Origin of the sequence: Streptomyces sp. NBC_00285 (assembly GCF_036174265.1) — a bacterium.
Taxonomy (GTDB): domain Bacteria; phylum Actinomycetota; class Actinomycetes; order Streptomycetales; family Streptomycetaceae; genus Streptomyces.
The window spans coordinates 8408359-8431238 of sequence record NZ_CP108055.1; the positions used below are offsets into that span (position 1 = coordinate 8408359).

Here is a 22880-nt window from a genome sequence, read left to right on the forward strand (position 1 = left end):
TTGACGTATGTGGGCCGGGAAGGGAGCCTGGGTGGCAGAGGCAGCCGAGCACACTAGGGAGAAGGGCCATGCCGGAACCTGCGCACTCGGCGCAGCCCCTCATCGCGCGGGACGTGCGTCCGCCATGTCTGGCCACGGTCGAGTCCGCGGTGGCCGGTGACCGGATGGGCGTCACATGCCGTGGTGAGTTCGACGTGGGCGCCGAGTGGCTTCAGCCCGAGCTCCACGCCGCCCTCGACCGCTCGGCCACCGGCGTCGACCTGGACCTGAGCGAGGTCGGATTCTGCGACTGCGGGGGCCTCAACGTCCTGCTGGGTCTGCGCCGGGCGGCCCTCGACCAGGGCAAGACCGTCGCCGTCCGGGTGTGCAGCCCTGCCGTCGGACGGCTGCTCGACCTGACCGGCGCCCGGGAGCTGTTCGTGGCGGAGGAAACGCGGAACGCGGAGGAACCGGAGTACGCGGACGACCCGGCGCCCCCGGACACCGAGGCCGTACGCGCCCTCCACGACGCGAGCCGGCTCGTGGACGTCGACGACGAGCTCCGCCTGGAGGTGGCCCAGCTGCGTCGGGCGATGCGGACCCGGCCGGCCATCGACGTGGCCCGCGGCATCGTGATGGCCTCCTTCGGACTGAGCGCCGAGGACGCCTGGACGGTGCTCGTCACCGCCTCCCAGAACACCAACACCAAGGTGCACCAGCTCGCCCGGGGCCTGGTGGGTGCCGTCCACGGAGCCGCGGTTCCGGAGGAGGTACGGCAGCAGATGGCGGTGGCTGTCGCCAAGGTGCGTCAGACCCCGGCCCCGTCCGAGGCCATCGCGGTGGGGGAGCCCGGAACCGAGGTCCAGGACGCCTCGCCCTGACCGCCTAGGTGAGTTCCAGCAGTCCCCGCCGTACCGCCTCGGAGACCGCCGCCGCCCTGTTCTCGACGCCGAGCTTGCGGTAGACGCGGACCAGGTGGGTCTTGATCGTCGCCTCGCTGAGGTACAGGGAATCGGCGATGGCGCGGTTGCTGTGGCCGTCGGCCATCAGCTGGATGACCTCCCGTTCCCTGCGGGTCAACTCCGGTGCAGGACTGACCACTTGGCCGACCAGGTCCCCGACGACCTCGGGCGCGAGCCCCATCCCGCCCACCGCTGCGCTGCGCACGGCCCGGAAGAGGTCCTCGGGCGGTCCGGCCTTGAGCACGTAACCGCGCGCCCCGGCCTCCAGCGCCCGCACCACCTCGGCGCGCCCTGAATAGCTGGTCAGCATCACCACGGGCAGCCCCGGAGCCCGGGCGGCCAGCACGCGGACCGCCTCGACGCCGTCGGCCACCTCGCTGCCCCGGCGCGTACCCTCGAACCGCAGATCCATCAGGACGACGTCGGGCGCGAGATCCACCGCGAGGCTCACGGCCTCGCCGGGATCGGACGCCTCCGCGATCACGTCGAGGTCCGGCTCGCCCTCCAGCAGGGCGCGCAGCCCGGCCCGTACGACGGTGTGGTCGTCGGCGACGAGCAGGCGCAGCGGGGCCGCCGTCACCGCAGCGCCGCCGTCGGGCTCAGCGACAGCGGTGCGCCGGAGCGCGCGCGGGCGGGGACGGTGGCCCGGATCCGGGTGCCCCGGCCCGGTACGGGCTCGACGGCGAGATCACCGCCGTACTCCCTCAGCCGTGCCCGGGTGGCCGGCAGCCCGAAGCCGCGGCCCGAGGCGGACGTGCCGTCGACGCGGGCGAGGTCGAAGCCGACGCCGTCGTCGCACAGGTCGAGGGCGACGCGGTCCGTGCCCTGGTGGAGCGTCACGAGCAGGCTGGTCGCGTGCGCGTGCTCCCGCACGTTGGCCAGCATGCCCTGCGCGACCCGGAAGAGCGTGGTGGCGGCCTGTTCGTCGAGTTCGGGGCGGTGCCCTCCCGTCGAACGGAACCGTACGCGCGCCGCCGTGCCGTCCTGCTGGGCGCGCAGGCACAACAGCCGCAGGGAGCCTTCGAGGCCTTCCTCGGCGACCACGGAGGGGGTGAGGTCCCGGATCATCCGCCGGGTCTCGGCGAGGCTCACGTCCAGGCCGTCGGCGACCGCGCGAACCCGGGTGCGGGCCGTGTCCGGACGTCGTTCCCAGTCGCGCTCGGCGGCCTGCAGCAGCATCAGGCTGCCGGACAGTTCCTGGGCGAGCGTGTCGTGCAGGTCCCGGGCGATGCGCTCGCGTTCCCCGAGGACACCGGCCCGCCGCTGCTCCCGCGCCAGGACGTCACGGGTGCCGCGCAACTCGTCCACCAGGCGCTGGCGCTCGACGGCGTCCCGCTGCAGGGCCCGGTACAGCGCGACCGTGCCCCACACGGCGGCCGCCGGGATGAGCACCATCTCCGCGTCGAACCCGCCCGCGCTCCGGGTCAGCTGACCGACCAGCACGAGCGTGAGGGCGCCCGTCGTGACCGTGGACGCCCGGGGGCCGAGCGTCCGCAGGGCCACGCAGGACAGGGGTACGGCACACCAGACGTAGGCGGTGGTCAGAAGGGGCGGGGTGAGCGCGAGGAGCACCGCCCACAGCGCGACCAGGGCCGCCACCCAGAGGTGCCGGACGAGCGGCCCCAGCCTGTCGGCCAGGGCCAGCCCGGTCGCGTACGTCGTGGCCAGCAGTGCGTTGACGGTCACGATGTCCCAGCACAGCGGGGTGTTCAGCTCGACGAGCCGCACCACCGCGGAGGCGACGACGACGAAGAACACGAGATGCGGGACGTGCCGCAGGGCGTGGTGGTCGTACACGCCGGACCCCCTGAACGAAAGATCCATCGGGACAGGGGGTCCGAGTCTAGCCACCGCCTGTATGAGCGGTGTGAAGAGCGGGCGGTCAGGCGCCGGGGTGCAGTCCCAGCACGCCGGGCGTGGGGTCGCCCTTCACCTCGCCGAAGTACAGGGCGAAGGTCTGCTTCAGACGCTCCACCTGGGCGCGGTCCTCCATGAACGCGGGGAAGCCGTCCACGTGGGCGTTCGGGTACTCCCACAGTGGCTTCAGGCCGGCCGGGGGTGTGATGTCGGTGCGCACCGACCAGCCGTTGAAGGAGTTCCTCTGCACCTCGGCGGACAACTGCCAGTTGAGGTACAGCTTGGCGGCCGTCGGGTTCTTCGCCTGCTTGAGGACGGCCGCGCGCTGGCCCCAGCCCATGAAGGGGTGCCCGTCGGCGATGACGAACTTCGCGGGGGACGTGGAGGAGGGGATCGCCGAGCCCGCGGTGCCGATGCCGATCGCCTTCGTCCCGCCGAAGACCGCTTCGCCCGGCGAGTTGCTGCCCCGCGCGAACCGCACGTCCTGCGCGGCGAGTGCGGCCACCCACTCCCAGCCGTACTTCTGGACGTACAGCGAGTAGAGGTAGAGGACGGCGTCGTCGTCGTGCGGGTACGACGAGGCGATCTGGCCCTTCCACTTCGGGTCGATCAGGTCGCGCGGGCTGCGCGGGGCGTCCGAGCCCACGGCGGCCGTGCCGTACAGGAAGCTGAACGCGATCGCGGAGACCGCGACCCAGCCGCCCTGCGGGTCCCTGAACGACGGGTGCAGCTTCGAGAACCCGGCGGGCTTGTAGCGCAGCAGCCGGCCCTGCCGGTTCCAGCGCACGAAGTCCTGCAGGGTCTGCATCTGTACGACGTCCGGGACGAGGGTGTCCGTCGCGAACTGGTTGTCGACGCGGACGTCGTGGTACTTGCTGTAGTCCACGATCAGCGTCAGGTCGATGTCCGGGAAGCGGGCCTTGAAGGCCGCCTTCGTGCCGTCCTGCTGGGTCGGGGTGTCGCCGCCGGCGTAGATGACGAGCTTCCCGCCCTCCTTGAGGGCGGCCCGGTAGAGCTCGTCGAGGGTACGGGTCTCCTCGCGTGCGGTGGAGTGCTGTACGGCGGGGGAGGAGGGGGCGGCCGAGGCGGAGGTCGCGGTGGCGCCGATCGCACCGAGACCGAGCGCCGCGCCGGCACCGGTGGTGAGGACACGTCGTCTGCTGGGGAAGCTGGACACGCTGCGGGGACCTCTCTGATGGGGGGTGACGTTCAGGGCCCGGCGCCTGGGGCGACTGTCAGTCTGCAGCGGGTGCGCGCGGCACCGCGTCGTCCGTACGGTTCGAGGAGCCGTCCGACGGTGGAACCCGCGTTCAACCGATCGGTTGAACCGGCGGTCACGACAAGGTCCGGCCTGGGGGCGGCTACCCGCGGTCGGTGTCCTGACCGAAGGCCCTCAGGATTCGCTCGGCGGCCAGCGTGGCCGTCAACTCCCCATCCCTGACCTGCTGTTCGAGGTCCGGGGCGAGGGCGCGGACGGCCGGGTCGGAGCGGAGGCGGCCGAGCAGGTCGTCGCGGACCATCGTCCAGGTCCAGTCCACCTGCTGGTCACGTCGTTTGGCGGCGAGACGGCCCGTGGATTCGAGCAGCGTGCGGTGCTGTTCGAGGCGCTCCCACACGGTGTCCAGGCCCGCCGACTCGCGGGCGCTGCAGCTCAGCACGGGCGGAGTCCAGGCCGCGTCCCTGCCGTGCATCAGACGCAGAGCGCCCGCCAACTCCCGTGCGGCGGCCTGCGCGTCGCGCTGATGCGGCCCGTCCGCCTTGTTCACGGCGATCACGTCGGCCAGCTCCAGGACGCCCTTCTTGATGCCCTGGAGCTGGTCGCCGGTACGGGCCAGGGTCAACAGCAGGAAGGAGTCGACCATGTTGGCGACGGCGGTCTCCGACTGGCCGACACCGACGGTCTCGACGAGCACGACGTCGTAGCCCGCGGCCTCCATCACCACGATCGACTCCCGGGTCGCCTTGGCCACCCCGCCGAGCGTGCCCGCCGTGGGGGAGGGCCGGACGAAGGCCGCCGGGTCGACGGCCAGGCGCTCCATGCGGGTCTTGTCGCCGAGGATCGAGCCGCCGGTACGGCTGGAGGACGGGTCCACCGCGAGCACGGCCACCCGGTGCCCGAGCGAGGTCAGCATCGTGCCGAACGCGTCGATGAACGTCGACTTGCCCACGCCCGGTACCCCACTGACGCCGATCCGCCGCGCCCGGCCGCTGTGCGGGAGCAGTTCGGTGAGCAACTCCTGTGCGAGCGGCCGGTGCCGGGGATGGGTGGACTCGACGAGCGTGATGGCACGGGCGACGATCGCCCGCCTGCCGTCGAGTACACCCTTCACATAGGTGTCGAGTTCGATCACTGCCCGTGCCCGAGGTCGGCGGACAGGCGTTCCACCAGGTCGTACGCCGCGTCCGGGATCACCGTCCCGGGCGGGAACACGGCCGCCGCGCCCATCTCCAGGAGGGTCGGCACGTCCTGCGGCGGGATCACCCCGCCCACCACGATCATGATGTCCTCGCGGCCCTCCTCGGCGAGCGCCTCACGCAGCGCCGGTACGAGGGTGAGGTGCCCCGCGGCCAGGGACGAGACGCCCACGATGTGCACGTCCGCCTCGACGGCCTGCCGGGCCACCTCGCCCGGGGTCTGGAACAGCGGGCCGACGTCGACGTCGAAGCCGAGGTCGGCGAAGGCGGTGGCGATCACCTTCTGGCCTCGGTCGTGGCCGTCCTGGCCCATCTTGGCGACCAGGATCCGCGGCCGGCGGCCCTCGGCCTCCTCGAAGCCGTCCACCAGCGCGCGGGTGCGGTCCACGTTCTCCGACTCCCCTGCTTCGTTGCGGTACACGCCGGAGATCGTACGGATCTGGCTCGCGTGCCGGCCGTACACCTTCTCCAGGGCATCGGAGATCTCGCCGACCGTGGCCTTCGCGCGGGCCGCGTGCACGGCCAGTTCCAGCAGGTTGCCCTCGCCGTCGGCGGCCCGGGTCAGCGCGTCGAGGGCGTCCCGGCAGGCGGTCTCGTCCCGCTCCGCGCGCAGCCGCCGCAGCTTCTCGATCTGCTGGGTGCGTACGGAGGAGTTGTCGACCTTGAGGACGTCGATGGCCTGGTCGGTCTCGACGCGGTACTTGTTGACGCCGATGACGGGCTGGCGGCCGGAGTCGATGCGGGCCTGGGTGCGGGCCGCGGCCTCCTCGATGCGCAGCTTGGGGATGCCGGCGTCGATGGCCTTGGCCATGCCGCCCGCCGCCTCCACCTCCTGGATGTGCTGCCAGGCCTTGCGCGCGAGGTCGTACGTCAGCTTCTCCACGTAGGCGCTGCCGCCCCACGGGTCGATGACCCGGGTGGTGCCCGACTCCTGCTGGATCAGCAGCTGGGTGTTGCGGGCGATGCGCGCGGAGAAGTCGGTGGGCAACGCCAGTGCCTCGTCGAGGGCGTTGGTGTGCAGCGACTGGGTGTGGCCCTGGGTCGCCGCCATGGCCTCGACGCAGGTGCGCGTGACGTTGTTGAAGACGTCCTGCGCGGTCAGCGACCAGCCCGAGGTCTGCGAATGGGTGCGCAGGGAAAGGGACTTGGCGTTCTGCGGGTCGAACTGCCTGACCAGCTTGGCCCACAGCAGACGGGCCGCGCGCAGCTTGGCGATCTCCATGAAGAAGTTCATGCCGATCGCCCAGAAGAAGGACAGCCGGGGCGCGAACGCGTCGACATCCAGGCCGACTTCACGGCCCGCGCGGATGTACTCCACACCGTCCGCGAGGGTGTACGCCAGCTCCAGGTCGGCCGTCGCACCCGCCTCCTGGATGTGGTAGCCGGAGATGGAGATGGAGTTGTAGCGGGGCATCCGCTGCGAGGTGAAGGCGAAGATGTCGGAGATGATCCGCATCGACGGCTTCGGCGGATAGATGTAGGTGTTGCGGACCATGAACTCCTTGAGGATGTCGTTCTGGATGGTCCCGGCCAACTTCTCGGGCGGCACGCCCTGTTCCTCCGCCGCCACGATGTACAGCGCCAGCACCGGCAGCACGGCGCCGTTCATCGTCATCGACACGGACATCCTGTCCAGGGGGATGCCGTCGAAGAGCTGCCGCATGTCGAGGATCGAGTCGATGGCCACGCCCGCCATGCCGACGTCACCGGTCACGCGCGGGTGATCGCTGTCGTAACCGCGGTGCGTGGGCAGGTCGAAGGCGACCGACAGGCCCTTCTGGCCGGCCGCGAGGTTGCGCCGGTAGAAGGCGTTGGACTCCTCGGCGGTGGAGAAGCCCGCGTACTGGCGGATCGTCCAGGGCTGGTTGACGTACATCGTCGGGTACGGGCCGCGCAGATACGGCGCCACACCCGGGTACGTCTCCAGGAAGTCCAGGCCCTCCAGGTCACGGCCGGTGTAGAGCGGCTTGACGGCGATGCCCTCGGGTGTCTCCCAGACGGCCCCGGCCCCGCCGGTGGCGGTCTTCACGGCCGTACGCCAGTCGTCGGCACTGCCCTCGGTGGCCGGGGTCCCCAGCTCGATCCCGGCGAAGTCGGGGACGGCAGGGCCATAGGGGGCGGTCATCAGGACACTCCCATGCGGTCGAGGGTGGCGGTGAGCACGGCGACGGCGTCGCAGCCCGCGAAGACATAGGAGTCCACACCGGTGTACTGCCCGGGCCGCCCGGCGAGGAACACGTGCCGCGCGCCCGCCGACCTGAGGGTCCCCGCGACGTCCTCGGCCTGCTCCTCGTACACCGCGTCACTGGAGCACAGGCAGACCTCGGTGGCGCCGCTCTCCTCGAACGTGCCCTCGGTGACCGGCTCGACACCGCCCGCCTGGAAGAGGTTGGCGGCGAACATCGTGCGCGCGGTGTGTGCGGCGGCGGGGCCGATCGCGGCCAGGAAGACCCGCGGCCGGGACCCGGTCGCCGCGAGATGGGCGTCGGAGCGGGCACGCAGCGACTCGTACGCCTCGTCGCGCCGGACGCGGGGCAGACCGCCGGTCCGGGGCTCGGGTGCGGGGGCGCGCTCCACGGGCTTCTCGCCGAGGTGCGGGAACTCGCTGACGCCGGTGACGGGTTCGCGCCGGGTGGCGAGCTTCTTGGAGCGCTGGGCCCACGTCGTCGCCAGGTCGGTGCGGAGCCGGCCGGAGCGCAGGACGGCCGCCTGGCCGCCGTCGCGCTCGATCGTCCGGAAGAACCGCCAGGCGGCCTCGGCGAGTTCGTCGGTGAGCCGCTCCACGTACCAGGAACCGCCCGCCGGGTCGATCACCCGGGACAGATGCGACTCCTCGACCAGGATCGTCGAGGTGTTGCGGGCGATACGGCGCGCGAACGCGTCCGGCAGGCCGAGCGCGTGGTCGAAGGGCAGCACGGTGACGGCGTCGGCGCCGCCGACCCCGGCGGCCAGGGTGGCGATCGTCGCGCGCAGCATGTTCACCCACGGGTCGCGTCGGGTCATCATCACCGGCGACACCACGGCGTGCTGCGCCTGAGCGCCGGCACCGGGCGCCCCGCACACCTCGGCGACCCGCGCCCACAACCGTCGCGCCGCCCGCAGCTTGGCGATGGTCAGGAACTGGTCGGCCGTCGCCGCGTACCGGAACTCCAGCTGCCCGCAGGCCTGTTCGACGCTCAGCCCGGCCTCGGTCAGCCCCCGCAGATAGGCGACACCGGTGGCGATCGAGGAGCCCAGCTCCTGCGCGGCCGAACCGCCTGCCTCGTGGTACGGCAGCGCGTCCACGGTCAGCGCCCGCAGCCCCGGGTGATCCTCGGTGCACCGCCGCGCGAGCGGGACGACCGGAGCGAAGTCCAACTCCTCGCCCGTACGCGCCTGATGGCCGAGCGGGTCCGCGCCGAGGTTGCCGCGCGCGGCCTTGTTGTCGATGCCACGCTCGGCGTACAGCCGCAGCAACTCCCGTGCGGCGGGCTCGAACTGGCTGCCCGCGTCGAGGACGACGGGTGCGAGGTCGAGGTAGACGCCGTCGAGGACCGTGCCGAGCGACGTGACCGGAACGCCGTTCTCGCCCGCGACCAGCCACAGCGAGGAGACGCCGTTCTCCAGGTCCGCGAGCACCGCGGCGTTGTCGGCGACCGCGTGCCGCTGCCGTACGTTCCAGCCGCCGCCGGTGTTCCCCTCGGCGCGGGCGCCGCGCACGAAGGGGGCGAAGCCGGGGAAGCCGGGGTCGGGTGCGGCGTCGTGCGCGGTGTACAGGGGCCGGGTACGCAACCCGTCCTCGAGCGCGGTGGACAGGGCGTCCTCCGCTGCCGCGCCGGAGACTTCCTTACCCGACTTGCGCAGGACACCGGCCACCAGGCCGTGCCACTGTTCAAGGTTCGCGTCAGGGAACTCGGCGGCCAGCGAGAGCCCGTCGTCAGGCAGGACCGTCATGCTGGGATGCTAGGCCAGACCCGCGAAGGAGAAGCAGAGGGCACGGCTGTGACCTTGCCCGCAACAAGACTGTGACCCCGGTCTCCCGTGCACTCCACGCGTCCGTGGGCTCCCTTCGGGACCGACGGCTCCGCGGGGAAAATGAGCCGCTGACCACCACAATGAGGCGTATGGACGCCGCAGCGCAGACCTACATCGATGCGATCGCCGCCGAGCACCGCCCGCTCTTCGACCGGATGCACCGGCTGATCCTTCAGACGTATCCCGAGGCCGACGTCGTGCTGTCCTACGGGATGCCGACCTACCGGGCCGGTGACCGCAGGCTGCACGTGGGGGTGTGGCGCCACGGCGTGTCGGTCTACGGCTGGGACCAGGAGGCGGGCGCGGGCCTCCTCGCCCGGCACCCGCAGCTCCTCAGCGGAAAGGGAACCCTGCGGCTGTGGTCCCAGGACGCGCACGACGTCACCGACGAGGAGCTGAGTGCTCTCGTGCGTGCCTCGCTGGGACCCGGGGGCGCTTAGGGCCGGCCTGTCGTCGCAGTCCCGCCTGCCTTCCGGGCGGCCGACGCGCATGCGATGACAAGCCCTAGCCGACCGGGGACGCCGGCCGGTCGGTGTGCAGCCGCCTGGTGACCTCGGTCAGGTCGGCGACGAACATGCCGGCGAGTTCGGCGGTGAACCCGGTGCGTACGACCACACGCAGGACGGAGACGTCCTGGCAGGGCGCCGGGAAGGTGTACGCGGGCAGGTGCCAGCCGCGGGCACGCATGGACTGGGAGACGTCGAACACCGTGAGGCCCTGGGTGCCGGGTGCCACGCGGAAGGTGAAGGCGGGGAGTTCGGAGCCGTCCGTGACCAGCTCGTAGGGGGCGATGGAGCGGATCCGGGCGGCCAGCGCACGCGCCGTCGTACGGCTCTGGGCGGCGAGGTTGCGCAGCCCTTCGAAGCCGTACCGGAGGAAGCTGTAGTACTGCGCTACGACGTGCGCGCCCGGGCGGGAGAAGTTGAGGGTGAAACTGGGCGAGCTGCCGCCCAGGTAGTCGACCTCGAAGACCAGGTCGTCGGGCAGGGCGCCGGCGTCCCGCCACAGGGCCCAGCCGAGACCGGGGAAGACGTGCCCGTACTTGTGTCCCGAGGTGTTGATGGAGGCGACGCGTTCGAGCTGGAAGTCCCACATCAGACCCGGGTCGAGGAACGGGGCCACCATCGCACCGGACGCTCCGTCGACGTGCACGGGGATGTCGGTGCCGGTGGCGGCCTGGTATCCGTCCAGGGCCAGGCAGATGTCCGCGACGGGTTCGTAGGAGCCGTCGTACGTCGAGCCGAGGACGGTCACCACGCCGATGGTGTTGTCGTCGCAGTAGGCGGTGAGCGTGTCGGGCGTCAGGTGGTAGCGGCCCGGCTCCATCGGGACGTAACGCGGTTCCACCTCGAAGTAGTTGGCGAACTTCTTCCAGCACACCTGGACGTTCGAGCCCATCACGAGGTTCGGGCGCGCGGTGTCCTTGCCCTGGGCGCGACGGCGGGCCTGCCAGCGGCGCTTGAGCGCGAGCCCGCCGAGCATCGCGGCCTCGCTGGAACCGGTGGTGGAACAGCCGCGGACCTGCTCCGGACGCGGCGCGTGCCAGAGCCGGGCGAGCATCCGCACACAGCGTTCCTCCATCGCCGTGATCTGCGGGTACTCCGCGCGGTCCGCGAGGTTCTTCTCCGCCGTCTCCGCCATCAACTCCCGTGCCTGCGGCTCCATCCACGTGGTCACGAAGGTGGCGAGGTTGAGCCGGGCGTTGCCGTCGAGCATCAGCTCGTCACGCACCCGCCGGCAGACCTCCTCGGGCGGTGACATGGCTGCGGGCAACTCGTCGACCGGGAGCAGCAGGGGGTCGGCGGCCGGGTGGCCGGGGCCGGGTGCGGCGGTCAGGGTGTCGAACTCGAGGGCGGGCATGACGTCGGTGTGCGGAATGGGCATGAGTGACTCGATGCCTTTCTGGCTCGTACGGCCCCGTGCCCTCCGACGCTAGGTCCCCGCGCGGACCGGCATCTGTGCCGATTACACCGATCCAGTGATCCATTTGCGCACTGATGAACCGGATTTTCCCTTGTACATACTGACGCGGTGTCACATGCCCGACCCCGTGCTCCCGCCCCTGCGCACGGACCACCGCCGCCGGGCCGGTTCAGTCGCGAAGGGCTCCGGCCGGGATCTCGCCGGAGCCGCGCTCGACCAGCCGGGTCGGCACGGTGACGGTCCGGGTGGGGGACTGGTCGCCGTCCAGCCGGTGGAAGAGCATCTCGGCGGCCTGCTTGCCCAGTTGCTCGACGTCCTGGGCGATGACGGAGACGCCCGGACTGAGGAGGTCGGCCAGCGGGAAGTCATCGAAGCCGACATGGGCGACGGAGTCCTGCAGGCCGAGGGCGCGCAGCGCGCGAACGGCTCCGATGGTCACCAGGTTCTGGCTGGTGAAGAGCGCCGTCGGCGGATCCGGCAGGGACAGGAACCGTTCGGTCGCGGCCATGGCGGCCGCTTCGCTGGCCGCCGCGTGCAGGACGATCTCCTCGTCGCACTTGAGCTGCGCGACCTCCAGGGCGTGCCGGTAACCGTCGAAGCGCAGGGCAGCGGTGGAGATGGACGCCCGGTCGCCGAGATAGGCGATACGACGGTGGCCGGCCTTCAACAGGTGGTTGACGGCGGTGACGGCCCCCTGGCGGTTGTCGGAGACCACGGCGTCCGCGTCGAGCAGACCGGCCTCACGGTCGATGAAGACCATGCAGGTACCCGAACCCTGCTCGCTGATCAGATAGCTCTGGTCGCGCCCCGCCGGGACGATCACCAGCCCGTCGACCCTCCGGTCGATGAGCGCCCGGGCCAGCTCCCGTTCACGGGCCGGGTCCTCGTCGAGACTGCCGACCAGGACGAGCACACCGCGCTCCCGCGCCACGTTCTCGACGGTGCGGGTCAGCGCGGCGGAGAACGGGTTCGCCGCGTCCTCGACGAGCATGCCGATGGTGGCGGTACGGCCGTCTCCGCGCCGCAGGCTGCTGGCGGTCAGGTTGGGCCGGTAACCCAGCTGGTCGGCGGCCTCACGCACCCGGGCGACGATCGCCGGATCGACGGTGGGGACGCCGTTGACCACACGCGACACCGTCTTGATCGCCACGCCGGCCAGCGCCGCGACCTCGCGCATCGTGGGGCGACTGCGGGGGGACCGTGGCGGAGGCACGCCTTGAGTCATCGTTGTCTCCAGCCGATTGTGCGTTACTCACTCGTTGCCGACGCATGTCTACCAGCCCCTTGACGTCCCCGTCCATATGGGTCCAGCATCCCCGTCAGTCAACGTTGTCTCAGCGTCGGCCAAGGGACGGCTCCGAAAGGGATCAAGTGATGAACTTCTCCAGCAGCCAGGCGTCGGGCCGCCGCAGTCTGCGTACGCGTGCGGCAGCGATCGGCGTCACCGTGTGCCTCGGCGCCACGCTGGCGGCCTGCGGCTCCTCCGACGGGGGCTCCTCCTCGAGCGGAGACAAGGTGGGTGTCTCGCTGATCCTGAAGACGCTCACCAACCCGTACTTCGTGAGCATGCAGAAGGACGCCAAGACCCAGGCCGCCAAGGACAACGTGAGCCTGACGGTGGCGGCCGGCCAGTCCGACGGCGACACCCAGACCCAGATCACCGCCATCGACAACGCCATCTCACGGGGCGACAAGGGCATCCTGATCACCACCAACGGCGACGCCGTGAACGCCGCGCTGACCCGCGCCAAGCAGGCCGGCCTGTTCGTGATCGCCCTCGACACCGCGCTCAACCCGGCGAGCACCGCCGACATCACCTACGCCACCGACAACGAGCAGGCGGGCAAGCTGAACGGCCAGTACGCCGCGGCCGCCCTGAACGGCAAGCCCGCCGTCATCGCCATGCTCGACCTGTTCAACAACCAGGTCGTCTCCGTCGACATCGACCGCGACCACGGCTTCCTCGAGGGCATGGGCATCGACCCGGGCAGCAAGACCGAGAACGGCAAGGAGGCCAAGAGCGGCAAGTACACCGGCGGCAAGGGCGGCACGTACACCGTCGCCTGTCACCAGCCCACCCAGGGCGCCATCGACGGCGGACGCACCGCGATGGAGACCTGCCTGTCGGCCAACCCGGACATCAACGTCGTGTACGCCATCAACGAGCCCGCCGGTGAGGGCGCCTACAACGCGCTGAAGGCGGCCGGCAAGGAGAAGAGCGCCGCGATCTACGCCATCGACGGCAGCTGCTCCGGCCTGAAGAACGTCACCAGCGGCAAGTTCGCCACCGACGCGGTGCAGTACCCGGGCAAGATGGCGGCCCTCGGTGTCAGCTCGATCGCGAAGCTGGCCCGGGGCGGCAGCAAGCCCAGCGTGACCAACGGCAAGTCGTTCTACGACACCGGAACCGCGCTGGTGGCCGACAAGTCCGTGGGTGGCCTGAGCGTGCAGTCCCCCTCGCAGGCCGCGTCCGCCTGCTGGGGCAGCTGACGCCCACGAGCCGGTGCGACGCCGGTAGCCGTCAGGGCACCGGCGTCGCACCCTCGCACACGAGTTCATGAGCCGTACCGGGGAAGACAGCGGAAGGACCCCCTGTGACCACTCACGTGGACAGTCAAGCCACACCGGCACCGGCGGAGGAGTTCCTCAACCGGCCCGCCACTTTCAGCCAGCGCATCCACGCGGTGCTGCACCGTCAGCCGGCACTCAGCCCGGCCATCGTCCTGGTGCTCGCAGCGATCGTGTTCTCCCTGGTGAACGACCGTTTCTACGCTTTGCAGAACCTCTCGCTGGTGGCCCAGCAGGTGGCCGTCATCGGGACGCTCGCCGTCGGCCAGACGGTGATCATCCTCACCGCCGGCATCGACCTGTCCATCGGCGCCGTCATGGTGCTCGCCTCCCTGCTGATGTCGAAGCTCGTCGCCGACAACGGCTGGCCCGGCGTCCTCGCCCTGCTGGCCGGCACGGTCGTCGCGATCGCCGCCCAGGCCGTCAACGGCTTCCTGGTGACCAAGGTCAGGCTGCCGCCCTTCATCGTCACCCTCGGCACCCTCAGCGTGTTCACGGCGATCACCCTCATCTACGCCAAGGGCCAGACCATCGCCCTGCAGCCGGGCAACATCCTGGTGTGGAGCGGCCAGACCGTCTCCCTCGGCCAGCTGAACCTGACGTACGGCGTCCTCCTCATGATCGCCCTGTACGCGGTGGTCGGTTACGCCCTGCGCTACACCGCCTGGGGGCGCCACCTGTACGCCGTGGGCGACGACATCGAGGCCGCCCGCCTCGCCGGCATCTCCGTCAACCGGGTCCTGCTCAGCGCCTACATGCTGGCCGGGTTCACCATCGCCGTGGCCGCCTGGGTCCTGGTCGGCCGGGTCGGCGGCGGCGACCCCAACAGCGGTCTCAACGCCAACCTGCAGTCCATCACCGCCGTGGTCATCGGCGGCACCAGCCTGTTCGGCGGACGCGGCGTGGTCTTCGGCTCGCTGATCGGCGCCCTCATCGTCCAGGTGTTCGTGAACGGCCTCGCGCTGGCCGGCATCGACCCGAACTACCAAGTCCTCGCAGTCGGTGTCCTCGTGATCGCGGCTGTCTCCGTCGACCAGTGGATCCGGAGTGTGAAGTCGTGACGACCGACACCGCCCCCGTTCTCGAGGCCAAGGGCCTGGTCAAGGTCTTCGGCCGGGTCGTCGGCCTGAACGACGTCGACCTCACCCTCCACCCCGGCGAGGTCCTCGCCGTCATCGGCGACAACGGCGCCGGCAAGTCCACCCTGATCAAGTGCCTGTCCGGGGCCCTCGTGCCGGACCAGGGCAGCCTCCGCGTCGAAGGCAAGGAGGTCAACTTCAAGCGGCCGCAGGACGCCCGCGACGCCGGCATCGAGACCGTCTACCAGACCCTCGCCGTGGCCCCCGCCCTGGACATCGCCAGCAACCTCTTCCTCGGCCGCGAGATCCGCCGCAAGGGCATCCTCGGCTCGGTGCTGCGCATGCTCGACACCGGCGAGATGAAGAGGCAGGCGGCCGACCACATCAAGCGGCTCGGCATCGGCACGCTCCAGAACATCAACCAGGCGGTGGAGACGCTCTCCGGAGGCCAGCGCCAGTCCGTGGCCGTCGCCCGCACCGCGGTCTTCGGCGGCCGGGTGGTCATCCTCGACGAACCCACCGCCGCCCTCGGCGTCCGCGAGACCGGCCAGGTCCTCAAGCTCGTCCGCGACCTGCGCGACCAGGGCCTCGGCATCATCCTCATCAGCCACAACATGCCGAACGTCTTCGAGGTCGCCGACCGTATCCACATCCAGCGGCTCGGCGCCTGCGCGGGTGTCATCACCCCCGGGACACACTCGATGGAGGACGCGGTGGCCATCATGACGGGCGCCAGGAAGATGACCCCGGAAGTGGGCACGACCCCGTGAAGAAGACCCTGTTCGCCGAGTTCACCGCCCGCGAGGGAGCGGTCGGCGAAGTCGCCCGGCTGCTGCGCGACTACGCCCGCGAGGTCCGCGCGGAGGAGGGAAACCTCGCCTTCGACGTCTACACCAAGGAGGCCGACCCGCACGCCTTCTGGATCTTCGAGGTGTACCGGGACGAGAACGCCTTCAAGGCCCATCTGAACGCCCCGTACGGCCCCCCGTTCAACACGGCTCTCGCCCCGCTCATCGAGGAGGACGCGTCCGTGCTGACGTACCTCGACGCGCTGGACTGACCTCGATGCGCACCGCCGCGCGCCGATAGGGTCGGGGCGTGGAGCGCAGCAGCAGACAGCCGGGCGGGACGGTCGGCGCGGACGGGCACGGTGAGCTGTCGCCCCGGGCGGCCCGGACGCTGTGGTGGGGGTCCGCCGCCATGGTCCTCGGCGTCCTCGGCACCTCGGTGCTCGTCGCCGGTGCCGAGGACGTCCGGCGGCTGCCCGTGGCCGTGGTCCTGGTCCTCGGGCAGGCCGGCGCCCTGAGATGGCAGACACGCGCCCCGGTCGCCGTACTGGCCGCGAACGCGGCGGCCGGCCTCGGGGTGTGGGCACTGCTGCCCGAGGTGACCCTGACGGGGGCGCTGCTCGCGGCCCAGGTCACCCTGTGCGTGCTGTCGGCGACCGGGCCGCGCCGGTGGTCGGCGGGCGCCCTCGCGGCGATGTGCCTGCCCGCGCCGCTGGCCTTCGCGGCGGGCGGCGGCCCCGCCGGGATGACCGTCTATCTGCTGGCCGTGGTCCTCGCGTGGACCGCCGGGCAGTGGCGCAGGGCGCATCGGGAACGGACCAGGGCGGAGATGAGCCGGGCCGTGGTGGAGGAACGCGCGCGGATCTCGCGCGAGGTGCACGACGTCGTGGCGCACACCCTGTCGGTGATGGTCATTCAGGCGGGCGCCGCCGAGGACGTGTTCACCGACCGGCCCGAACAGGCACGTGAGGCACTGCGGGCCATCGAGACGGGCGCCCGCTCGGCGCTGGGCGAACTGCGCCTGCTGCTACGGGCGTTCGGCCCCGACGCGGAGGAGTACGGGTCCGTCGAGCCGGGTGTGCGTCGGGAGCCGGGGCCCTCGCTCGCGCGCCTGGACGAGCTGACCGACACCGTGCGCACGAGCGGGATGACCGTGCACGTGCACCGCGAGGGCCGCTGCGACGGGCTGCCGGCCGCGGTGGACCTGGCCGCGTACCGGATCATCCAGGAGGCCCTCACCAACACGCTGCGCCACGCGACGGGCGCCGACGAGGTGCGCGTGCGGGTGAGCGCCGCGGAGGAGTGCGTGCAGGTCACGGTCACCGACAACGGGCGTACGGCACAAGGCGGTTCGGCCGCGGCGGGCGCGGGACGCGGTCTGGTGGGGATGAACGAGCGCGCCCGGCTCGTCGGCGGGACGCTGCGCGCCGCTCCGCTGCCCGGCGGCGGCTTCGAGGTGGCGGCCCGGCTGCCGGTGGAGCGCGCGTCATGACGCTGCGCGTGGTGGTGGCCGACGACCAGGTCCTGGTCCGCACCGGATTCCGCATGATCATCGACGCCCGGGACGACCTGGAGGTGGTCGGTGAGGCGTCCGATGGCCGGGAGGCGGTGCGGCTGACACGGGACCTTGCGCCCGACGTGGTGCTGATGGACGTACGCATGCCCGTCCTGGACGGCATCGAGGCGACCCGGCAGATCGCGGAGTGCGGCAGCCGGGCCCGGGTGCTCGTGCTGACCACCTGGGACGTGGACGCGCACGTGGTCGCCGCCCTGCGGGCCGGGGCCAGTGGCTTCCTGCTCAAGGACATCCGCCCCGGCGAACTCGTCGACGCGATCCGTCTCACCGCGCGCGGCGACGCGCTGCTGGCGCCGACCGTGCTCGGCCGCGTCCTCGACCGGTTCCTGCGCACCACCCCCGACCCGGCGCCGCCACCCTCCCTGCGGGACCTCTCCCCCCGTGAGCGGGAGGTGCTCACCCTGATCGGGCAGGCGCTGTCGAACGCGGAGATCGCCGGACGGCTGCGCCTGTCGGAGGCCACCGTCAAGAACCACGTCACCGCGGTGCTGCGCAAACTCGGTCTGCGCGACCGCGTCCAGGCCGTCGTCGTCGCCTACGACCACGGACTCGTGCAGCCCCGCGAGCCCTGACGGCACCGTCTCCTCCTCAGGGAGGAGACCGGGCCGCGGTCCTCCTGTGTTCCCAGTGCCGGTCCGTTCGTGCGGCCGATCCGCGGCCGAGGTGAGCGGCCATAACGTCGGTATGTGACCGACGACCTGCCCTGCCTCATGTATCTGCTGGCCCACGACGACACAGCCGCGGGCCCCTACGACCGTCCCCGCACCGAGCTGCTGGTGCGTGCCGCCGCCCTCGTCGACCTCGCGTTGCGCGGCCGGCTGGGGGAGGCGGACGGAACGGTCACCGTGTCCGGCACGGAACCGACCGGCGATCCCGTCCTGGACGGCGTTCTGCGGGACGCCGCCGGCGGGCACAGCTGGAAGCACCTCGTGCGCCGCCACCGCGAGCGGACCCTGACGGAGGTGGAGGACCGGCTCGCCGCCGCGGGTCTCCTGGCCGTGAAGGAGCCCCGCACCCGCTTCGGCACCCGGCGGCTGACCGTGACGGACCCCGCCGTGCCCGCGGCCCTGCACGCCCGGGTGTCGGCGGCGCTGCACGGCGACGCCCCGGTGCGGGAGATCCCGGCCACCGACGCCGCACTGCTGGCCCTGGCCGCGGCGGGCGGTATCCGCTCGGTCGTCTCACGGCAGGACCGCAAGACGTTCCGGACCCGTATCGACGCCTGCACGGCGGTCCTCGCCACGCTCGCGCCCGGTCTGGAGAAAGCCGTACGCGCCCTGCCGACGACCATGATCGCCGCGCAGGGCGGTATGGGCGGCAGCTGAACACAGTTGATCCGAGGGGGAGATGATGAGCATGCACCGCGTCATGACCACACTGGGCTGCGCCCTGACCGCAATGCTCGCGACGGCCTGGTCCGCGGCACCACCGACCCAGCCCGCCCGGCCCGCCGCCACGACGGTACGCACCCACGACGGCCCGGTGCGCGGCGCCGCCCACGACGGCTACCGCACCTTCGAGGGCATCCCCTACGCGGCGCCCCCGACCGGCGATCTGCGCTGGGCGCCGCCCCACCGTGCGGCCCCCTGGTCCGCGGTGCGGGACGCGACCCGGCCCGCGAGCGCCTGCCCCCAGCCGGCCGGTGAGGTACCCGGCGGCAGCACCGACGAGGACTGTCTCCACCTGAACGTCACGACGCCCGACAGCGCGGGACCGGGAAACCCCCGGCCGGTGATCGTATGGCTGCACGGCGGCGGCTTCACCAGCGGAGCGGGCAGCTCGTACGACGCACACCGCATGGCCATCCGTGGTGACGTCGTGGTGGTCACCGTCAACTACCGTCTCGGCGCCCTCGGTTACCTCGCGCACAGCGGACTGCCCGGCTCCGGCACCTTCGGTCTGGCCGACCAGCAGGCCGCGCTGCGCTGGGTCCGCTCCGAGATCGGTGCCTTTGGCGGCGACGCGCGCAGGGTGACGCTGGCCGGTGAGTCCGCGGGCGGCTACAGCGTCTGCGCCCAGCTCGCCTCACCCGCCGCCGCGGGGCTCTTCGACCGGGCGATCATCGAGAGCGGCCCGTGCACAGGCCGCTCCGACCGGCCGTTCGCCCCGTCCTCCGTTCCGCTGTCCACGGCGCGTACGGCGGGCGCGGACCTGGCGGCGAAGGTCGGCTGCGGCTCTGCCCGCGACGCCCTCGCCTGTCTGCGGCGCGTGCCCGTGTCCCGGCTGCTCGCGGCCCAGGAAGGCGACCAACAACCGGCGTACGCAACGCCGTTGCTGCCCGTCGACCCCGCCGCGGCGATCACCGGCGGCCGCTTCCACCACGTCCCCGTGCTCATCGGCGCCAACCACGACGAGGGTAACGGCTGGGCCGCCGGGATCGTCCAGGCGGGCAACCCCGTCACCCCCGGCACCTGGCCCGACGTCGTCGCCGCCTTCTTCCCCGCGCCGGGACAGGCGAAGGCGATCGTCCACGAGTACCCGGTGCACCGCACCGACGGGGGCCCGGTGTTCGGCGCAGTCATCGGCGACGCGGACTTCGCCTGCCCGACAGCGGAGAGCGGTGGCCTGATCGCCGCCCAAGTACCCGTCTGGCGCTACGAGTTCGCCGACGAACACGCCCCGCCGCTCACCTCCGGCACGCCGCCGTTCCCGCTCGGCGCACCGCACGCGAGCGAACTGCCCTACCTGTTCGACCTGGGCGGCCGCCCCCGCGTCCTGACCGCGGCGCAGCACCGGCTCGCCGCCACCATGATCGGCTACTGGACCCGCTTCGCCCGCACCGCCGACCCGAACGGTCCGTCGTCGCCGCACTGGTCCCGGCGCACGGTGCTGTCCCTGGCGCCGGACCACGTCGTCCCGACCGTCACGACGTCGGCGCGCCACCACTGCGCGTTCTGGAACGCCCTCGGGTGACCCGAGCCGACCACTGACACGCCACCACAACGACCTCAGGGGGACAACCATGAACGAAACCACGGCCAGGCGCCTGACGGGCCTCGCCGGCATCGCCACCGCGATCGCCTTCATCGTCGAAGTACCCCTGTACTTCGTCTACTCCGGCCCGCCACCGGACTCGAACGTCCTGGCCAGGCTGCTGATCGGGATCATCGCCCTGACGTTCCTGCTCGTGTTCGTGACCGTCTTCCGGGAACTGGTCAAAGGCACCGACCCCGCCTACGAGTGGGTCGGCACCACGGCCTTCGCCACCGGTCTGGTCTACGTCACGATCACCCTGGTCTCCAGCGGACTGGAAGCCGGCGCGGTCATCGCCGCCGACCACCCGATCGACCCGACCATCACCGTCAGCGGCACCTACATCCTCTACGGGACGATCGGCCGCCTCGTCCTCGCGTTCTTCCTGACCGCCGTGGGCTACGCGGTCTCCCGTACGAAACTCCTGCCGCGCTGGACCGGCCGCTCCGCCTACGTCCTCGCGGGAGCCAACCTGCTCTTCGTGCCGTCCCTGTTCTTCGGCAACACCCCCGAGCACTTCTACGCGGCCAACGGATGGGGCACGACCGCCCTGATGGGCGCCGTCTTCAGCTACTGGATGCTCGCCCTGGGCATCGCCACCTACCGCAGTGCCACCCGCAGGGTGCCCACAGGATCCCCGGCTTTTCAGCGCTGACACCGATTCCCCAAAGTTACCTTCATAAACAAAGCGTTGTGGGTGAATGACGGAAGAATCGCAGGGCATTCGGCGTGCAGGAGGTTGATAGAAATGGTTCCCCTGCTGATAGTTCTGCTTCTCGCACTGCTCCTCTTCGGAGCCGGCTTCGCCGTCAAGATCCTGTGGTGGGTCGCCATAGCCGTCCTGGTGCTGTGGCTGCTCGGCTTCGTCATGCGGTCCACCTCGGCGGGTGGCGGCCGAGGCCGCTGGTACCGATGGTGAACTGACCCCTGATCGACAGCAGTTCGGCCCGCCGAGTCCACTCGGCGGGCCGAACTGCTGTCAGGCGGCCGGGTCAGTCTTCGTACCGCGGAGTCCACTGGGTGCGGGCGACCGCCGCCCGCAGTTCCTCCTCGGTCGCCTCCGGCGCGACACCGTCCTCCACGGCCGCCACCGCCGCGGCCACGGCGATCTCCCGGGCGGCCTCCCGCATGTCCCGCAGCGGCGGCAGCAGCGGCGCGGGCACACCGTCGTCCGGCGCGGACCGTACGGCACACCGGCCCACCGCGCGGGCGGCGGCGACCATCATCCGGTCGGTGACCCGGCTCGCCCGGGAGGCCGTCACCGCGAGGCCGACGGCCGGGAAGACGTACACGTTGTTCGCCTGGGCCACCGGCACCTCACGGCCGTCGATCTTCAGGGGCGGGAACGGCGAACCGGTGGCGACCAGCGCCCGGCCGTCCGTCCAGCGAGCCAGGTCGGCGGGGTCGGCCTCGGCGTGCGAGGTCGGATTGGAGAGCGGGAAGATCACCGGCCGCTCGCACGTGGACGCCATCTGCCGGACGATCTCCTCGGTGAAGGCGCCCTTCGCGGTGGACAGTCCGATCAGCACGGTCGGCTCCACCCGGCGGACCACCTCGGCCAGACCGTACGACTCCCGCTCGTCGTCGCGGGCGTAGACGCGCTGCTCCTCGCTGAGCCCCTCGCGCGAGGACACCAGCAGCCCGTCGACGTCCACGAACCAGAAGCGTGAGCGTGCCTCGTCCTGCGACAGACCCTCGTCCGTCATCGCCGTACGGATCATGTCGGCCACCCCGACCGCCGCGGAGCCCGCACCGAGGACCACGATCCGGTGGTCGGCCGGCCGGGTGCCCGCGAGCGTCGTGGCCGTGGTCAAGGCCCCGAGCGCGACCGCGGCCGTGCCCTGGATGTCGTCGTTGAAGGTCAGCAGCCGGTCCTGGTAGCGGGTGAGGATCGGGCGGGCGTGCGCGGTCGCGAAGTCCTCCCACTGGAGCAGCGTGCCGGGCAGTTCGGCCTCCACCGCCGACACCAGCGACTCCACCAGTTCGTCGTAGGCGGCGCCCGTGACGCGGCGCTCCCGGCGGCCCAGGTAGTGCGGGTCGGCCAGCAACTCCTCGTTGTCCGTTCCGGCGTCCAGCAGGATCGGCAGGGTGCGGGCCGGGTGGATCCCGCCGATGGCGGTGTAGAGACTGAGCTTGCCGATCGGGATGCCCATGCCGCCGACGCCCTGGTCACCCAGTCCCAGGATGCGCTGACCGTCGGTGACGACGATGACGTCCACGTCCGGATGCGGGCGGTTGCGCAGGATCTCCCGGAAGCGGTGCCGGTCCTCGTACGACAGGAACAGCCCGCGCGGGCGGCGGTAGATCTCGCTGAAGCGCCGGCAGGCCTCGCCCACGGTCGGCGTGTAGACGACGGGCAGCATCTCCTCCAGATGGCCGGTGACCAGGCGGTGGAAGAGGATCTCGTTGGTGTCCTGCAGCTGGCGCAGATAGATGTGCCGGTTCAACGGCTTGTCGTAGCCGAGGAACGCCTCGTAGGCGCGCTCGGCCTGTTCGTCCAGGGTCTCCACGGCGGGCGGAAGCAGCCCGTCGAGGCGGTACGCGGCCCGCTCCTCGGGGGTGAAGGCGGTGCCCTTGTTGCGCAGGGGGTCCGCGAGCAGTGCCGTGCCACGGGGGTCACGGGGGGATTCGTTCACTGTCATGTTCGTTCGCCTTCCCGGGATACCCACGCACGGGCACAAAGCCGTGGAAAGGAACGGTCATCACCTGGTCGAGGACAGGTGAGGTGGTGTGTCCGGGCGGTCGG

Annotated in this window: 21 protein-coding genes; 12 read left to right on the forward strand and 9 right to left on the reverse strand. The window is 71.5% G+C overall.

The annotated features are described in order from the left end of the window. Positions 1-68 precede the first annotated feature (68 nt). A complete protein-coding gene (locus OHT57_RS38565) occupies positions 69-860 on the forward strand; it encodes an ANTAR domain-containing protein (protein WP_328751427.1) in 792 nt (263 codons plus the stop codon). Positions 861-864: 4 nt separating this feature from the next. Here the strand turns inward: OHT57_RS38565 and OHT57_RS38570 are convergent, their stop codons facing one another. The 6 genes from OHT57_RS38570 to OHT57_RS38595 all read right to left on the reverse strand — a co-directional run bounded on the left by OHT57_RS38570 (position 865) and on the right by OHT57_RS38595 (position 9146). Further along, positions 865-1521 (reverse strand): response regulator transcription factor, encoded by a 657-nt coding sequence (locus tag OHT57_RS38570; RefSeq protein WP_328751428.1) that lies wholly within the window; start codon positions 1519-1521, stop codon positions 865-867. After that, a complete protein-coding gene (locus OHT57_RS38575; protein WP_328751429.1) occupies positions 1518-2765 on the reverse strand; it encodes a sensor histidine kinase in 1248 nt (415 codons plus the stop codon). The genes OHT57_RS38570 and OHT57_RS38575 overlap by 4 nt, the downstream gene beginning before the upstream one ends. Before the next feature lie 58 nt (positions 2766-2823). Next, positions 2824-3975 (reverse strand): ABC transporter substrate-binding protein, encoded by a 1152-nt coding sequence (locus OHT57_RS38580; protein ID WP_328751430.1) that lies wholly within the window; start codon positions 3973-3975, stop codon positions 2824-2826. 184 nt (positions 3976-4159) lie between these two features. Continuing rightward, positions 4160-5149: a methylmalonyl Co-A mutase-associated GTPase MeaB gene (meaB, locus tag OHT57_RS38585; RefSeq protein ID WP_328751431.1), complete on the reverse strand. Its 990-nt coding sequence runs from the start codon at positions 5147-5149 to the stop codon at positions 4160-4162. Further along, positions 5146-7338 (reverse strand): methylmalonyl-CoA mutase, encoded by a 2193-nt coding sequence (gene scpA / locus OHT57_RS38590; protein WP_328751432.1) that lies wholly within the window; start codon positions 7336-7338, stop codon positions 5146-5148. Before scpA ends, meaB begins: the two co-directional genes overlap by 4 nt. After that, complete coding sequence (locus OHT57_RS38595) at positions 7338-9146, reverse strand: methylmalonyl-CoA mutase subunit beta (protein ID WP_328751433.1); 1809 nt, start codon at positions 9144-9146, stop codon at positions 7338-7340. The genes scpA and OHT57_RS38595 overlap by 1 nt, the downstream gene beginning before the upstream one ends. Positions 9147-9316: 170 nt before the next feature. On the opposite strand from OHT57_RS38595, the gene OHT57_RS38600 reads away from it, so the two are divergent. Then, the gene (locus OHT57_RS38600; protein WP_328751434.1) at positions 9317-9667 is read left to right on the forward strand and encodes a DUF1801 domain-containing protein; all 351 of its coding nucleotides are present in this window, start codon (positions 9317-9319) and stop codon (positions 9665-9667) included. A 64-nt stretch (positions 9668-9731) separates the two neighbouring features. Here the strand turns inward: OHT57_RS38600 and OHT57_RS38605 are convergent, their stop codons facing one another. After that, a complete protein-coding gene (locus OHT57_RS38605) occupies positions 9732-11111 on the reverse strand; it encodes a glutamate decarboxylase (RefSeq protein WP_328751435.1) in 1380 nt (459 codons plus the stop codon). Positions 11112-11319: 208 nt separating this feature from the next. Further along, a complete protein-coding gene (locus OHT57_RS38610) occupies positions 11320-12375 on the reverse strand; it encodes a LacI family DNA-binding transcriptional regulator (protein WP_328751436.1) in 1056 nt (351 codons plus the stop codon). A 149-nt stretch (positions 12376-12524) separates the two neighbouring features. Here OHT57_RS38610 and OHT57_RS38615 point away from each other — a divergent pair, with 149 nt between their 5' ends. The 10 genes from OHT57_RS38615 to OHT57_RS38660 all read left to right on the forward strand — a co-directional run bounded on the left by OHT57_RS38615 (position 12525) and on the right by OHT57_RS38660 (position 21053). Beyond that, on the forward strand, positions 12525-13640 hold the full coding sequence (locus OHT57_RS38615; RefSeq protein WP_328751437.1) for a substrate-binding domain-containing protein: 1116 nt from the start codon (positions 12525-12527) through the stop codon (positions 13638-13640). Between the two features lie 104 nt (positions 13641-13744). After that, positions 13745-14779, forward strand: a complete 1035-nt coding sequence (locus tag OHT57_RS38620; protein ID WP_328751438.1) for an ABC transporter permease — start codon at positions 13745-13747, stop codon at positions 14777-14779. After that, the gene (locus tag OHT57_RS38625; RefSeq protein WP_328751439.1) at positions 14776-15567 is read left to right on the forward strand and encodes an ATP-binding cassette domain-containing protein; all 792 of its coding nucleotides are present in this window, start codon (positions 14776-14778) and stop codon (positions 15565-15567) included. The genes OHT57_RS38620 and OHT57_RS38625 overlap by 4 nt, the downstream gene beginning before the upstream one ends. After that, complete coding sequence (locus OHT57_RS38630; RefSeq protein ID WP_328751440.1) at positions 15564-15857, forward strand: putative quinol monooxygenase; 294 nt, start codon at positions 15564-15566, stop codon at positions 15855-15857. Before OHT57_RS38625 ends, OHT57_RS38630 begins: the two co-directional genes overlap by 4 nt. A 38-nt stretch (positions 15858-15895) precedes the next feature. Next, positions 15896-17077 carry a sensor histidine kinase gene (locus OHT57_RS38635; protein ID WP_328751441.1) on the forward strand — a complete coding sequence of 394 codons (1182 nt, stop codon included), beginning with the start codon at positions 15896-15898 and terminating at the stop codon, positions 17075-17077. Then, the gene (locus OHT57_RS38640; RefSeq protein ID WP_328751442.1) at positions 17074-17733 is read left to right on the forward strand and encodes a response regulator transcription factor; all 660 of its coding nucleotides are present in this window, start codon (positions 17074-17076) and stop codon (positions 17731-17733) included. The genes OHT57_RS38635 and OHT57_RS38640 overlap by 4 nt, the downstream gene beginning before the upstream one ends. A 114-nt stretch (positions 17734-17847) precedes the next feature. Continuing rightward, positions 17848-18486, forward strand: coding sequence for a GOLPH3/VPS74 family protein (locus tag OHT57_RS38645; protein ID WP_328751444.1), 639 nt, complete (start codon positions 17848-17850; stop codon positions 18484-18486). Between the two features lie 25 nt (positions 18487-18511). After that, positions 18512-20074, forward strand: a complete 1563-nt coding sequence (locus OHT57_RS38650; protein ID WP_328751445.1) for a carboxylesterase/lipase family protein — start codon at positions 18512-18514, stop codon at positions 20072-20074. A gap of 49 nt (positions 20075-20123) precedes the next feature. Next, positions 20124-20789 carry a hypothetical protein gene (locus OHT57_RS38655; RefSeq protein ID WP_328751446.1) on the forward strand — a complete coding sequence of 222 codons (666 nt, stop codon included), beginning with the start codon at positions 20124-20126 and terminating at the stop codon, positions 20787-20789. Positions 20790-20882: 93 nt separating this feature from the next. Next, entirely contained in the window at positions 20883-21053 is a 171-nt protein-coding gene (locus OHT57_RS38660; RefSeq protein ID WP_328751447.1) for a hydrophobic protein, read from the forward strand. Between the two features lie 73 nt (positions 21054-21126). Here OHT57_RS38660 and OHT57_RS38665 read toward each other — a convergent pair whose 3' ends face one another. Beyond that, positions 21127-22776, reverse strand: a complete 1650-nt coding sequence (locus OHT57_RS38665; protein WP_328751448.1) for an NAD-dependent malic enzyme — start codon at positions 22774-22776, stop codon at positions 21127-21129. Positions 22777-22880 lie beyond the last annotated feature (104 nt).

Coding starts and splice junctions, on each gene's coding strand:
- OHT57_RS38615 (WP_328751437.1), top strand. CDS start 12,525: ATGAACTTCTCCAGCAGCCAGGCGTCGGGCCGCCGCAGTCTGCGTACG.
- OHT57_RS38575 (WP_328751429.1), bottom strand. CDS start 2,765: ATGGATCTTTCGTTCAGGGGGTCCGGCGTGTACGACCACCACGCCCTG.
- OHT57_RS38595 (WP_328751433.1), bottom strand. CDS start 9,146: ATGACGGTCCTGCCTGACGACGGGCTCTCGCTGGCCGCCGAGTTCCCT.
- OHT57_RS38565 (WP_328751427.1), top strand. CDS start 69: ATGCCGGAACCTGCGCACTCGGCGCAGCCCCTCATCGCGCGGGACGTG.
- OHT57_RS38660 (WP_328751447.1), top strand. CDS start 20,883: ATGGTTCCCCTGCTGATAGTTCTGCTTCTCGCACTGCTCCTCTTCGGA.
- OHT57_RS38650 (WP_328751445.1), top strand. CDS start 18,512: ATGAGCATGCACCGCGTCATGACCACACTGGGCTGCGCCCTGACCGCA.
- scpA (WP_328751432.1), bottom strand. CDS start 7,338: ATGACCGCCCCCTATGGCCCTGCCGTCCCCGACTTCGCCGGGATCGAG.
- OHT57_RS38610 (WP_328751436.1), bottom strand. CDS start 12,375: ATGACTCAAGGCGTGCCTCCGCCACGGTCCCCCCGCAGTCGCCCCACG.
- OHT57_RS38640 (WP_328751442.1), top strand. CDS start 17,074: ATGACGCTGCGCGTGGTGGTGGCCGACGACCAGGTCCTGGTCCGCACC.
- OHT57_RS38665 (WP_328751448.1), bottom strand. CDS start 22,776: ATGACAGTGAACGAATCCCCCCGTGACCCCCGTGGCACGGCACTGCTC.
- OHT57_RS38605 (WP_328751435.1), bottom strand. CDS start 11,111: ATGCCCATTCCGCACACCGACGTCATGCCCGCCCTCGAGTTCGACACC.
- OHT57_RS38600 (WP_328751434.1), top strand. CDS start 9,317: ATGGACGCCGCAGCGCAGACCTACATCGATGCGATCGCCGCCGAGCAC.
- OHT57_RS38655 (WP_328751446.1), top strand. CDS start 20,124: ATGAACGAAACCACGGCCAGGCGCCTGACGGGCCTCGCCGGCATCGCC.